Genomic DNA, 12,380 nt, shown 5'->3' with positions numbered 1-12,380 from the left:
TCCTCCTTTAATGGTTTTTAACTACATTAAAAGAGTTACCTGAAGTAGAATTTATCATTCATTTACCACCCATTTTTATTCTAGTTAGACTCCTCTATCTCATTTTCAAGTAAAGTAAGCTGTTCGTTAATGAACTCCCAATTAACGTTTTCCCCTATAAACACAAGGTTTAACCGCATATTCATGTATTCCTTCATATATATCGGCATTCCATAAGCATATTGAAAAAGATATGGTTGATCGGAAAAGTGAAACTTTATATATCCTTTTATCCTATAAATGGTATCTGGTAATTTCCTTAAAAACTCTTCAAAACCGGTTTCGCTAATAGGTTTATGAAACTGGTATACGAACGTGGATAAGTTTAAGTGTATGTGGCTCGATTCCTTTTCAAGATTTACAGATAATTTTCTAAGCTGATCAATTGGGATTTTCGAGTATTGAGTTAGTATACATTGCGCATTTGAATTTAATCCTTGCATTTCAAATATCAACTGTGCCTGCTCATTTTCTTTTAGTTCATCTATTTTGTTTATTAGGATAAAGTCCGCATTCCTCACCTGTTCAAGGATCAATTGCTGCAGCTGAGGGCTTAACGCTTTTCTATTTTTCCACCTTGTGCCATCGACGGTTGTAATAATCCCTTTAATCAATAATTGATCTGCAAACAAAGGGGAAAGGATGGAATCCAATACTTCAACTGGATGGGCTGCACCCGTTGTCTCAATATAGATTACCTCCAGCTGCTCCTTCATTAATAGACCTTGGAGTTGTGCTTCAAGCTCGTCCTGTATGGAACAGCAAATACAGCCGCCTAATAACTCTTTTAATAAAACATCTTCTTCTACCGCATCAGAGTCAATTGAAACTTGACCAAGTTCATTCATTAAGACAGCTACTTTTCTCCCGCGGCTGCGTTCGTCCTCTAATAATCGTTTTAATAAAGTTGTCTTCCCGCTTCCTAAAAATCCTGACAATATGTATACTTCTACCTTGTTCATGCTTGTTTCCCTTCTATAATAAAGTTTAACCCGACTCCTGATGGAATCGGGTTATAATTTTTACTTCATCCGGCCTTTTAAAACCTCTACAGCTTTTTGTAATTGCGTATCACTGTTTTTTAATTTTTCACGTAATGCATCCATAAGCCTCAAGGTAGAATCACCCTTTAACACACCATTAGCCGGAAGCTTCTGAGCCGTTTGGAATTTCATAACAGCTTGTTTTGTCTTTTCATCAAAGAATCCGTCTACCCTGCCTGGATCATATCCAACCGCCTTTAACATCTTCTGGGCAGTTTGAACCTCTGTCGAAGAAGAGGACAATGCCAGTTCTTTATTGGGATCAATAATCGGCAATGTCGCATATTCAGGAAGCGCCACTTTTACATCGGGAACAATCCCCTTTTTATGAATCCAATTGCCATTTGGTGTTAACCACTTTGCAATCGTGTACTTCAAATTGGAACCGTCTTTAAAATCAGCTGCAGTTTGAACAGTACCTTTTCCAAAGGACTTTTCACCAACCAATGGAACACCTGCAGATTCTTTTACAGCTGCAGCAAATATTTCTGAAGCACTAGCACTTCCTTGATCAATTAAAACAACGAGCGGGAGATCTGGATTGCCTTCATTTTGGGAAGCAATTTCCTTAATTTTACCGTTACGGTCTTGTTCTTTAACAATAATTTTCCCTTTAGGAACAAACATACTCGTTATGCTTACGGCTTGATCCAATAATCCTCCAGGATTTTGGCGTAGGTCAAGAACAAGCCCTTTCATCCCTTTTTTCTGAAGATCGTTTAAAGTAGTTACTAATTCTTTAGAAGTGTTGCTTGAAAAACTAGTAATTTGAACCTTGGCGATCGATGAATCAACCATTTCCCCATACACGGTTTCGATCGGAATCGTGTCACGAACAATTGGCACATTCATTGGTGCATTCAACCCTGGCCTTTGAATCGATAGTGTTACCTTTGTTCCTTTTTTACCTCTAATGAGTGTTACAGCTTCTGTCGAATTCATGCCCTGAAGGCTCTTTCCATTTACCGAAATGACCATATCATTGGGTTTTAAACCTGCTTTTTCTGCAGGGGATCCTTTAATAGGAGAAACAATGATAATATGACCATCCTTTTCCTGGATTTCAGCACCAATCCCTTCGAATGAAGAGGAAATGCTGCTATGAAAGCTTTTTGCTTCTTCATTACTCATATAGTCAGAATAAGGATCATCAAGTGATTTAACCATGCCGTCAATTGCACCATTAATTAACTTCTTCTGATTAACATCCTTGTAATAACCATTAGATATGGTATCAAAAGCCTCGTAAAGTTTATTAAATTCAGTTCTTTCCGGCGCAACTGTTACCACTTTATCTTTTCCAAACGCAAGAGCGAAGGTTGTAATCCCAGCCGATAGGAAAACAAGGAAAAATAGCAGCATAATAAAATGAAACTTTTTCAAGCGTATGTAACCTGATTTATTTTCGGTCACTTGCTCTTGTTCTACTTTTTCTTCCTCAGCCTTCAGTTGATCTCCATTTTTTTCTTCCAAAGCCTTCACCACTTTCATTTACCATAAAAATTAAATTGTAAATCAGCATTAAAACGGGGTAATTTTACATTTTTAGAAGCCTATTTTAAAATAGTAAACCCTTAGTGATTAGAATAACATCTTTTATATAAAATTAACAAAGAAAAGTTAATGAATACAATAAGAATTACGTTTTCTTTCATTTTTCAAAAAAAACGGCACTACCCGGTGGTAATGCCGTTCACTTTAGGAATAACCACAGCCTTGGTCTTGGACTGTTTCATTCACATTATATTCTAACACGCTTCAAGCGAAGTGAGTTAGTTACAACAGATACCGAGCTAAAGGCCATGGCCGCCCCTGCTACCCATGGAGCAAGCAATCCGATTGCAGCAATCGGAATACCACCGGAATTGTAAATAAGGGCCCAAAACAGATTTTGGCGGATATTTTGCATCGTTTTCTTACTTAACGAAATGGCTTTTGGAACCAAAGTAAGCTCTCCACCAAGAATGGTAATATCAGCTGCTTCAATGGCGACATCTGTACCGGTACCAATAGCAATGCCAATATCGGCCACGGCAAGAGCAGGGGCGTCATTTATTCCATCACCTATCATCGCTACCTTTAACCCTTTAGACTGTAATTCCTTCACATGAATTGCTTTTTCTTCCGGCAGAACCTCGGCAATAACGTTTTCTATTCCAACCTGATTGGCAATCGCCTTAGCCGTCCGATCATTATCACCCGTAAGCATGTACACTTTTATTCCCAACTCGGTTAATTGCTGAACGGCTTGCACGGCTGTTTCTTTTACTGTATCCGCAACCGCCACCATTCCCATGATCGTGTCATTGATGGCAATATACATAGCCGTTTTTCCTTCTGTTTCAAAACGCAAAAGGTCTTTCTCCAGCTCACGGTAAGAAATGCTTTTTAAATTCATAAGTTTACGGGTTCCCACATAAACCTCATCATCGCCAATTTTAGCCTCAATTCCATATCCAGGTATGGCATTAAAACGTTTTACCGGCAAGGTGCTTGACCGTGTTTCTCTTCCATATTTTACAATCGCTTCGGCAAGAGGATGTTCAGATGACTTTTCAGCTGATACAAGATATTGAAGGACTTTTTTCTCCTCCTGGTAGGCAATAAAATCCGTAACCACCGGTTGCCCCTTTGTAACAGTACCAGTTTTATCAAAGACGACTGCATTAATTTTGTGCGCGGTCTCAAGGTGTTCCCCACCCTTAAAAAGAATCCCCATTTCTGCAGCTTTTCCCGTCCCTACCATGATAGAGGTAGGAGTTGCAAGACCAAGAGAACACGGACAAGCAATTACGAGTACCGCAATCGCAGTTTCTAACGCAGAAGGGAAATCGTATGGGCTAATAAATAAATACCAAATAATAAACGTTAAGATTGATATGGCAACTACTACAGGGACAAAATAACCTGATATCTTATCTGCAAGCCGTTGAATCGGCGCTTTACTCCCCTGTGCTTCCTCGACAATTCTAATAATTCCAGCAAGGGCAGTATCTTTTCCTACCTTTGTTGCTATCATAGTCAGAGTTCCATTTTTATTAATGGTCGAACCAATTAGTATGTCACCGACCGTTTTCTCTATAGGGATAGATTCACCAGTAATCATCGACTCATCAATCGAAGATTGCCCCTGGGTCACTTGCCCATCAACGGGAATCTTCTCCCCAGGCCTCACTATCAATCGATCGCCTTCCTTTACCTCTTCTATTGGAATCTGAGTTTCATTCCCATTTTTTATCACGGTTGCTTCTTTTGCCTGAAGGTTTAGCAGTTTTGATATAGCAACAGTTGTTCTCCCTTTTGCAATTGTTTCAAATAACTTACCAAGAAGGATTAACGTAATAAGAACTGCGCTTGTTTCAAAATAGAGGTGTGGCATATAAAAAGGGTTTCGAATCGTCTTTATACCTTCTGCAAGACTATAGAAATAGGCCGCAGAGGTCCCCAATGCAACAAGTACATCCATATTTGCACTTTTATTTTTAATCGCCTTAAAGGCAGCAATATAAAAGGGACCTCCAATATAGAACTGAACCGGTGTGGCTAAAAGGAATTGAAACCAAGGGTTCATTAATAAACTTGGCATTGCCAAGCCTAGATTAATGGGGATATGGCTTAGCATTGTATACAAAAGTGGAATGGATAATATCACAGATAGCAGGAATTTATGTTTTTTCTGTTTTATTTCCTCTTCCTTGTGCTGTTGTTTTGATTCCCTTTTTCCCTTCTCCTTCGCTTCATAACCAAGTTTATGAATTCTATCCTTTATAACCTCGATTGTTACTTCCCCCGGGTTAAATTCAACACTTGCTGTTTCAGCAGCCAAATTTACGGTTGCCTGTTTAATGCCGTCCATTTTGTTTAACACTTTCTCAATTCTTGTGGAGCAAGCAGCACAGGTCATCCCATAGATATCAAACACCGATTTTTCAAAACGAACGCCATAGCCGAGATTCTCGATTTTGACGATAATCTCATGACTTGTTACTTTGTTTTTCTCATATGAAATAACTGCCCTTTCCAAGGGCAAATTAACATTGGCTTCAACACCGTCCATTTTATTCAGCACTTTTTCAATTCTTGTGGAACATGCTGCACAGGTCATACCCGTAATATCTAATTTGAGCTGCTCTTTCACTTCGTTCACCTCATCTATACTATACCCCTGCACCCTATATATCACAATATGTTTATGAATTTTTCACTTATTTGCCTATTTTTTACCTTTTACAACTCAATTTCGATGACAATGGCACAAGCGATGCCCTTGTTTATTAAATTCTCCATTTTATGACGGAGTTCCTTTTTTGACAACAAACTATTTGTGAACAACTTTTAAAATGAAAAAACCTCTTCCAGCTAGGAAGAGGCATGAACTATTATTATTCCTTTGTTGCAGCTTCTAGCGCCACTTCAATCATATCATTAAAGGTTAATTGTCTTTCTTCTGCTGTTGTCTCTTCTCCTGTTAAGATATGGTCACTAACAGTAAGTACAGATAGAGCCCTGCGATTAAACTTTGCAGCTAATGTGTAAAGAGCGGTTGTCTCCATCTCAATCGCAAGAATTTGATATTTAGCCCATTTTTCAAGGTCAGCATTATCGTTATAAAATGAATCAGCTGTGAAAATATTTCCAACTTTTAAATTAAGACCTTTCGCAATCCCAGCATCATAAGCGTTTCTTAGCAAGTCGAAATTTGCTGCTGGCGCAAAATCGACATGTCCAAAGGTGAGACGATTGATATTGGAGTCGGTTGAACTTGTCATTGCTAAAATTACATCACGAACTTTTACATCCTTTTGGATTGCACCACAAGTACCCACTCGAATTAAATTCTGAACATTGTAGCTTTGCATTAATTCGTTTACATAAATTGAAATGGAAGGCACACCCATTCCTGTTCCTTGCACAGAAATCCTTTTTCCTTTATAGGTACCCGTAAAACCAAACATATTCCGAACTTCATTGTAACATTTTGCATCTTCTAAAAATGTTTCCGCTATATATTTTGCCCGAAGAGGATCTCCAGGTAGTAAAACAGTTTCTGCAATTTCATTTTCTTTTGCCCCAATATGTACACTCATAAATAGACCTCCCAAAAAAATTATGTACTGCAATAAGTTTGTACCATAGACACTATAACATAAACGTATTTTATTGAAAACGTGGACATGATTTTTTAAAAATGAGGGAAGCTATTTTTAAGGTCAAAGGAGGGGTAATGATGGGAAAAAAACACCGAGCACGAATCCGTGGGAAAAAGAAGAATAATCACATCCCACCTGAAGCCATTGTGGCAGAGCATGAAGCACATGAAAAAGAATTCAGTGCTGCAGAGCGTAAAAACTGATTTATCCAAAACCCATGTAAATTGAAAAAACCTAAGGTCACTCCTTAGGTTTTGTATATTTACCTAATATTAATTCGGTTTACTAGTATCCAGCCTCCGGCTTTTAATTGATAATAAAATTGGCCGCCGCGGCCTTCATCGATTAATATAATATCACCAGTGGACATAAATCTTCCTTTATAATGAACCGGTATTCTGTCAGTTACATTAAAACGACTAAAAGTTTCCTCCAAGCATTGCTTGCGGCTGTTTGCGGGTATCGTCGTCCGATAGACCTCTTTATACCCTTTATGTTCACGGATTTTCGGAGTTTGAAAGATCGTCACATCATATAGAATACTTGCCTTCTTGGTTAACATTTTGATCATCTTATCCCTCCAATTATTTGAAAGAATTATCTATTCATATAATTGGCGATAACAATAGGTAAATCCTCCATTGAAACTCCACTATTTTTGTCGATTTTGATTTTATTAGTGATAATGAGACAAAAAAGCAATAGAGTCTCAAGACTCTATTGACCTATATATGCTATGAATACTTTTGAATGACGTTTTGAATGATTTGCCTTAAGGATGGGATATCTTCATTTGTTACTGTTAATCTCACTTTGGTCTCATCGGTTCCCAGAGCCTCGGAGAACAATCCCGTTAATCCTCGAGCACGTCTATCCACTTGGAACATGATGTCAAGAGATCCATTACCAGCTGGGAAGAAAACTAATTCTAATTCATCTAATCTTCCATGGAATGGTCCCGATGTTGGAACAAACTCGAATTCTTGAACAAACGGTAATCGTCCGCGTAATCGGCGCGGTGCTTCTTCACAATCAGCTTCACGGATTCTAAATCCCAAATTGTCTATAGTGTTAAATACAGCAGACATTAATGAATTAGGGACAATCTTTAAGTAGTCCTGATCACTTGGGTCTACTGCACCTTTTATATCAAGCCCAGTTGTAACCCATATTTTGGAACGTCCAATTGATAGCGGCGTGTCATATGGAAGCTGGAAGGAAAAAGGGATATCCTTTTGCTCATTGGCACGAATCGTAAAATGATTTGTTAATCGAAACTGGTCAATAGCTGCTGTTACACTATATTTCCGGTCATTTGACTCTCTTAAATAGGTTGTGTTTAAGGCAAGATAAATCTCGTCAATCTGTTGATCAATCTTGCCGCCTTTAATTACCACAACACCCTGAACCGTTTCTCCCGGCATGTACGTATCCTTTTCAAGTTTTGTGTCGACCTCAGCAGATCCAATTCCCACACTGGCAAATACTTTGTTAAAAAATGACATCATTTCTCCTCCTAAAAACACATCTTTCCTATATCTTCTCTGATCTGTGAGCAGTGCTCATATGCAGGTTCAAGTTGCAAAAGTCTTCTAATAATGTGCTTCGCTCTAGATGAGATATCTAATTCCTCTTCCCAGCTTTTTTCTTTTTGGTGCGCTTCAAAGGAATAGTTAGAATAGAGTAAAAACAACAGGAAATGGCCAAGTCCATAAAAGTCAGCTTGGAAATTAATCTCTTTTCGCAAATCAATCTGTTTTGTTATTCTTTTATCTACTTTATCCTGCCCTAAATACCTCCCTAACCCTAAGTCAATTAGCCTAACCTTCGACCCATTGAAGATCACATTTGGAATCCGAATATCCCGATGGATAATGTCTTTACTATGCAAATATTCAATTAAGGTTAGTAATTCTTCAGCAATTTTAAAGGCCCCGAGTTCTGATATTGTCCAGCCCTCAGAAAAAATAAGCTGTTCGAAATTTTTACCCTCAATATACTCCATTGTATAAAAAGGCATTTCCTTGTCTGTTCCCTCTTCGAAATAATGAGGGAATCCCGGATGGTTAATAGACTTTAATAATTCCTTTTCCAGTTCAAAGCCTTTCCTGCCTGACTTTGTCATTCTCTTATGAATCCTTAATGCCTTTAAAACCTTCAATTGCTGGGTGGAGAGATCCATTACTAAGTAACTGTGCCCATAGCTGCCCATGCCTAGATGTTTGATCACCTTAAATTTCTCTGCAATCACTTCTTCATAGGGTAAAGGTCTTTCCAACAAATTCGCCAAGAACAAAACGGACTGTTTTAACATCCAAATACCTTTTAGCTGCTAAAAAAACTAGACATAAAACTGCCGCTTTTATATTTATTTTTTTTGTAATGATGGTGTCCATGGTGACTGTGCTTATGGTGATTCATTTTTTTCCATGCATCACTTGAGGATGAATATTTGTGATGGTGGTTAAGTTTACTGTTAAAAAGAGATTTAAGGATTTTCTTTAACATAAAAACCCCTCCTTAGGTTCGTAATCATATATACGAGGCAGACAGATAAAGGTTTCAGTAAAACAAAAAAAATAATCCAATCCTCATAGGCGTTACGGTCCATATGTAATACAAACAAAAAGCGAGCAACATGCTCGTCTTTTGCCATTCTATCATTAATGAGGAAGACTCTTTTAAAAGATTGTTAGTCATCCTCAACTTCTTCATCAATAATACTCTTTTCAATAAGATATTCGAAGGTTATATCTGCGAGTTCTTCTAATTCTTCTTCGCTAGGAACATAACCCCGCTTCACCAGCTCATGAAAGAAAAATTCGGCAATTTCTTCTGTATCAATAAATACTTCGATTTCTCTCATAGCGCCCCCCCCTTTTTAGAGAATGTATGATGTACATAGCTTTTTCATGCTAGTTACTTTTGTAAGGTTTAATCAGATAAAAGTTTCAATAAAATTTTTTGTCTTATTTTTGATGGACAAGCATAGGATGTAAAAAAGACTTGATGAGGTGATAGAATGTCAAATTTCCAAATGAAGTTAGAGGCATTTATTGAAGATGTTAATAAGGAGGATGGATGCACCCTCCGACTATTTGACAAGTTGACTAATTGTATGTTTTCTTTCATTAAATGGGCTGGGATTCCCTTTGTCCTATATTTATTGTTCGAGATTTCAAGATGGTAGTTACACATGGCTTTTGCCATCGTTATTTACCAGACTTTCTAATTTCCTAAGAATTACCCGCATTACTTGATAGTATTCTTGGTCTTGAAACATTTCGTATAAAATCCGGTAATCATTAAATATGTCCAATAAGTTATCAATTAATTCCTTTTTTTCTTTTTTTCGTTCGATTTCCTCGAATTCTGCTTTTCGGACCATGCTCTGAACTTTAGGATTTTTATCCGTTTTTTCTTGTTTATTGACTAAGTATAAGAGACCCAGCTTTTGGATGAAGGTATCTGCATTCTCGGCATCTGCGACAAGGGTTATTTCCTCCTCGCCTGCTTCGAGCCATTCTCCATCACTCACCCGAGATAGTTCGTAAATGACATCTTCCCAGGCATCTTCTTTGTAACGCCATATTTCTGTTCGGAAACCGACAACCTTAAATAAATCAGCACCGTATCCACTCACTTGAACTAAATCGCCAAAAAAGAATTTATACTCGATATCAATCTGTTCTTGTTCTACAACAGTTCCGTCATATTCAGAGAGTAACTGCAGGGCTTCTTCTATATAAAGGCCCTCACTCTTGTTTACTTCATAAACATAATTGCCATCTAATAATTTGATATCGGTAACCTTTCCAACCGTACCATAAATGGTGATCACGACAGTATCACCGATTTTATACTTTGGTTTTTTTCTCTTTGCCATATCCTCCCATCCCCTCAAATGGATTAGTCATGTATGATGATTACAATATTATATGCAGGGTTAAAAATATCGCGCATGACAATTTATGAATTGAAAAAATCGCCTTCTTGAGGCGATTAAATTGGAGGATATTTAACTTTCAGAATTAATATAATCTTCCCAGGCTTCATCAAAAACCGTCATTGATTTCAAATACTGACCGTTCATTTCGAGATAGGAACTAATTTCATGATATTCAGCAGAAGTTTTTGGAAACCCATGATCCAAAAACGCATTATTTGCAAAAACACTGATATCATCCTTTGGAGCAGGATGTCTATATTTCATTAAAAAATGATAAAATGATTTTCTCATACTTTCTAACGCCTTTCTTGTCCAATTCGGAAACAAGTCATTTTCCTTATGAATTACTATAACGGATACGAATAGTATCGTCCAGTTGGACTTACTAAAAAGCGGTGTAACAAGTAACAAAAAAACAGCCTTTTAAAGGCTGTTCTTTTGCTAATTCGTAAAGTCAAAATAATTCTTTTTTAATAATCTTGGCCTGTTCATTAACTCTTCGTAAGAAATTACTTTTCCAAGTTTCTTACAATCAATTAAAAACAATTGATTCTCTATTTCTTTTACAGTCCTCTCGCTCTGATAAATCATGTTACAATCAAAGCAATGTTCGGTCGGTGTTTCTGTTATTTCAATCGCTCGTGAGCCATCCGGTAATTCCCAGAAAACAGAGTCCTGGGCTGCTTTCACATTCGAACTATTACACCATTCACACTCCACTTTCATTACATACCTCTCCTATTCCTTGATTGGCCCGATTGCCTGGTCCGAATTTTGCCCAGTGTTATTGTCCTTTTCTTTCTCAGTCAGGGCTTTAAATTTCTTCTCCTTTAATTCATCCCGTTTACCCCGTTTATCTTTCAGCGACGAATGTGCAGGGTCTTGATGATATTGTTTTCGGCGATCGAGTCGGTTTAAACCTTCAGGTACTAAATTGAAATGCTGATCATTCATAATTCCTGCAATCCCAGCGTGGGATTTTTTCTCTGCCATATCAGGATACACTTTCTCAAAATATTCCTCAGCCTTGCCAGGAACGTAGTTTTCAGGTTCCGGATAGGAGGTAATTACACCTTCAAAATTTCGAAGAACGACCTTTTCCGGACTTTGCGAAATTAAATAGTTCGGCTGCAGAGCAATTTTCCCGCCTCCGCCGGGAGCGTCGACGACAAAGGTTGGAACAGCATATCCGCTTGTGTGTCCTCGCAATCCCTCGATAATTTCCAGTCCCTTAGATACAGGAGCACGAAAATGCCCAATTCCCTCCGAAAGATCACATTGATAGATATAATAAGGACGAACACGGATTTTCACAAGATCATGCATGAGCCTTTTCATGATTGGTACGCTATCATTAATTCCAGCTAGAATAACAGATTGATTTCCCACTGGTACACCGGCATTTGCCAGCATTTCACACGCTTTTTTAGAGTCTTCCGTAATTTCAATCGAGGTATTAAAATGGGTATTCAACCAGATCGGGTGATATTTTTTTAAAATATTGCAGAGGTTTTCGGTAATACGCTGCGGGAAGACAACTGGTGCCCTTGTTCCGATTCGGATAATTTCCACATGATCAATTTCTCGAAGATTTTTCAAAATATATTCTAAAATATTATCATTTATTAGCAGGCCATCCCCGCCGGAAATTAAAACATCACGAACCTCTGGCGTTTGTCTAATGTAAGTAATGGCCGCATCGAGCTGTTTCTTTGGTACACCCATGCCGATTTGACCCGAAAAACGCCTTCTCGTACAATAACGGCAGTACATGGAACATTGATTGGTCACGAGAAAAAGTACTCGGTCAGGATAACGGTGTGTTAATCCCGGGACAGGGGAGTCTTCATCCTCATGTAAAGGATCTTCGAGGTCGTACTTTGTTTTGTAGATTTCTTTTGAGATGGGTACCGATTGCATCCGAATCGGGCAGCGTGGATCATCTGGATTCATTAATGATGCGTAATATGGTGTGATATTTAAGGGAATGGTCTTAGTGGATATTCTTACCCCCTCTTCTTCATCAGGAGTTAAGTGGATTACCTTTTTTAAATCGTCTAATGTGCGAATCGTGTTGGTTAATTGCCAAAGCCAGTCATTCCACTGTTCATCGGTAACATCCTTCCAAAGCTCTATATCTTTCCAATATCTGTTTGGTTTATATAAATATGGTTTCATATCAGTTCCCCCTAACTTGCT

Annotated in this window: 14 protein-coding genes; 1 reads left to right on the top strand and 13 read right to left on the bottom strand. The window is 38.0% G+C overall.

The window, feature by feature from the left end; all coding sequences use genetic code 11:
* Nucleotides 1-80: 80 nt before the first annotated feature.
* From ACZ9EE_RS26085 to deoD, 4 genes are all read right to left on the bottom strand, one after another.
* Nucleotides 81-1,001, bottom strand: a complete 921-nt coding sequence (locus ACZ9EE_RS26085) for a CobW family GTP-binding protein (RefSeq protein WP_476031513.1) — start codon at nucleotides 999-1,001, stop codon at nucleotides 81-83.
* A gap of 60 nt (nucleotides 1,002-1,061) precedes the next feature.
* Nucleotides 1,062-2,573 carry a lmo1851 family serine protease gene (locus ACZ9EE_RS26080; RefSeq protein WP_476031512.1) on the bottom strand — a complete coding sequence of 504 codons (1,512 nt, stop codon included), beginning with the start codon at nucleotides 2,571-2,573 and terminating at the stop codon, nucleotides 1,062-1,064.
* A 250-nt stretch (nucleotides 2,574-2,823) separates the two neighbouring features.
* Nucleotides 2,824-5,220, bottom strand: coding sequence for a heavy metal translocating P-type ATPase (locus ACZ9EE_RS26075; RefSeq protein WP_476033101.1), 2,397 nt, complete (start codon nucleotides 5,218-5,220; stop codon nucleotides 2,824-2,826).
* A 244-nt stretch (nucleotides 5,221-5,464) separates the two neighbouring features.
* Complete coding sequence (gene deoD / locus ACZ9EE_RS26070; protein WP_476031511.1) at nucleotides 5,465-6,169, bottom strand: purine-nucleoside phosphorylase; 705 nt, start codon at nucleotides 6,167-6,169, stop codon at nucleotides 5,465-5,467.
* Nucleotides 6,170-6,306: 137 nt separating this feature from the next.
* Here deoD and ACZ9EE_RS26065 point away from each other — a divergent pair, with 137 nt between their 5' ends.
* On the top strand, nucleotides 6,307-6,435 hold the full coding sequence (locus tag ACZ9EE_RS26065) for a hypothetical protein (protein WP_476033185.1): 129 nt from the start codon (nucleotides 6,307-6,309) through the stop codon (nucleotides 6,433-6,435).
* 59 nt (nucleotides 6,436-6,494) lie between these two features.
* On the opposite strand, the gene ACZ9EE_RS26060 is transcribed toward ACZ9EE_RS26065, so the two are convergent.
* The 9 genes from ACZ9EE_RS26060 to kamA form a co-directional block, all read right to left on the bottom strand.
* Nucleotides 6,495-6,803: a YodL domain-containing protein gene (locus ACZ9EE_RS26060; RefSeq protein ID WP_476031510.1), complete on the bottom strand. Its 309-nt coding sequence runs from the start codon at nucleotides 6,801-6,803 to the stop codon at nucleotides 6,495-6,497.
* Between the two features lie 163 nt (nucleotides 6,804-6,966).
* Entirely contained in the window at nucleotides 6,967-7,737 is a 771-nt protein-coding gene (locus ACZ9EE_RS26055) for a sporulation protein (RefSeq protein WP_476031509.1), read from the bottom strand.
* Nucleotides 7,738-7,748: 11 nt separating this feature from the next.
* Nucleotides 7,749-8,546: a serine/threonine protein kinase gene (locus tag ACZ9EE_RS26050; protein WP_476031508.1), complete on the bottom strand. Its 798-nt coding sequence runs from the start codon at nucleotides 8,544-8,546 to the stop codon at nucleotides 7,749-7,751.
* Between the two features lie 11 nt (nucleotides 8,547-8,557).
* Entirely contained in the window at nucleotides 8,558-8,740 is a 183-nt protein-coding gene (locus ACZ9EE_RS26045; protein ID WP_476031507.1) for a hypothetical protein, read from the bottom strand.
* A gap of 184 nt (nucleotides 8,741-8,924) precedes the next feature.
* The gene (locus ACZ9EE_RS26040; protein WP_098529412.1) at nucleotides 8,925-9,098 is read right to left on the bottom strand and encodes a YozD family protein; all 174 of its coding nucleotides are present in this window, start codon (nucleotides 9,096-9,098) and stop codon (nucleotides 8,925-8,927) included.
* A gap of 324 nt (nucleotides 9,099-9,422) precedes the next feature.
* Entirely contained in the window at nucleotides 9,423-10,118 is a 696-nt protein-coding gene (locus ACZ9EE_RS26035) for a hypothetical protein (protein ID WP_476031506.1), read from the bottom strand.
* A 132-nt stretch (nucleotides 10,119-10,250) separates the two neighbouring features.
* Nucleotides 10,251-10,472, bottom strand: a complete 222-nt coding sequence (locus tag ACZ9EE_RS26030; RefSeq protein WP_476031505.1) for a YozE family protein — start codon at nucleotides 10,470-10,472, stop codon at nucleotides 10,251-10,253.
* Between the two features lie 150 nt (nucleotides 10,473-10,622).
* A complete protein-coding gene (locus ACZ9EE_RS26025; protein ID WP_476031504.1) occupies nucleotides 10,623-10,907 on the bottom strand; it encodes a YokU family protein in 285 nt (94 codons plus the stop codon).
* A 12-nt stretch (nucleotides 10,908-10,919) separates the two neighbouring features.
* A complete protein-coding gene (gene kamA / locus ACZ9EE_RS26020; RefSeq protein ID WP_476031503.1) occupies nucleotides 10,920-12,359 on the bottom strand; it encodes a lysine 2,3-aminomutase in 1,440 nt (479 codons plus the stop codon).
* Between the last annotated feature and the right edge of the window lie 21 nt (nucleotides 12,360-12,380).

The sequence above is a fragment of the Bacillus sp. URHA0034 genome (genome assembly GCF_056280405.1).
The sequence above is the reverse complement of the archived record's forward strand: the minus strand, read 5'-3'. Positions and strand labels throughout refer to the sequence as shown.

Excerpts from the sequence above, each read along its gene's own strand:
- ACZ9EE_RS26085 (WP_476031513.1), bottom strand. The coding sequence starts at position 1,001 with ATGAACAAGGTAGAAGTATACATATTGTCAGGATTTTTAGGAAGCGGG.
- ACZ9EE_RS26080 (WP_476031512.1), bottom strand. The coding sequence starts at position 2,573 with ATGAAAGTGGTGAAGGCTTTGGAAGAAAAAAATGGAGATCAACTGAAG.
- deoD (WP_476031511.1), bottom strand. The coding sequence starts at position 6,169 with ATGAGTGTACATATTGGGGCAAAAGAAAATGAAATTGCAGAAACTGTT.
- ACZ9EE_RS26065 (WP_476033185.1), top strand. The coding sequence starts at position 6,307 with ATGATGGGAAAAAAACACCGAGCACGAATCCGTGGGAAAAAGAAGAAT.
- ACZ9EE_RS26060 (WP_476031510.1), bottom strand. The coding sequence starts at position 6,803 with ATGATCAAAATGTTAACCAAGAAGGCAAGTATTCTATATGATGTGACG.
- ACZ9EE_RS26055 (WP_476031509.1), bottom strand. The coding sequence starts at position 7,737 with ATGTCATTTTTTAACAAAGTATTTGCCAGTGTGGGAATTGGATCTGCT.
- ACZ9EE_RS26050 (WP_476031508.1), bottom strand. The coding sequence starts at position 8,546 with ATGTTAAAACAGTCCGTTTTGTTCTTGGCGAATTTGTTGGAAAGACCT.
- ACZ9EE_RS26045 (WP_476031507.1), bottom strand. The coding sequence starts at position 8,740 with ATGTTAAAGAAAATCCTTAAATCTCTTTTTAACAGTAAACTTAACCAC.
- ACZ9EE_RS26040 (WP_098529412.1), bottom strand. The coding sequence starts at position 9,098 with ATGAGAGAAATCGAAGTATTTATTGATACAGAAGAAATTGCCGAATTT.
- ACZ9EE_RS26035 (WP_476031506.1), bottom strand. The coding sequence starts at position 10,118 with ATGGCAAAGAGAAAAAAACCAAAGTATAAAATCGGTGATACTGTCGTG.
- ACZ9EE_RS26030 (WP_476031505.1), bottom strand. The coding sequence starts at position 10,472 with ATGAGAAAATCATTTTATCATTTTTTAATGAAATATAGACATCCTGCT.
- ACZ9EE_RS26025 (WP_476031504.1), bottom strand. The coding sequence starts at position 10,907 with ATGAAAGTGGAGTGTGAATGGTGTAATAGTTCGAATGTGAAAGCAGCC.
- kamA (WP_476031503.1), bottom strand. The coding sequence starts at position 12,359 with ATGAAACCATATTTATATAAACCAAACAGATATTGGAAAGATATAGAG.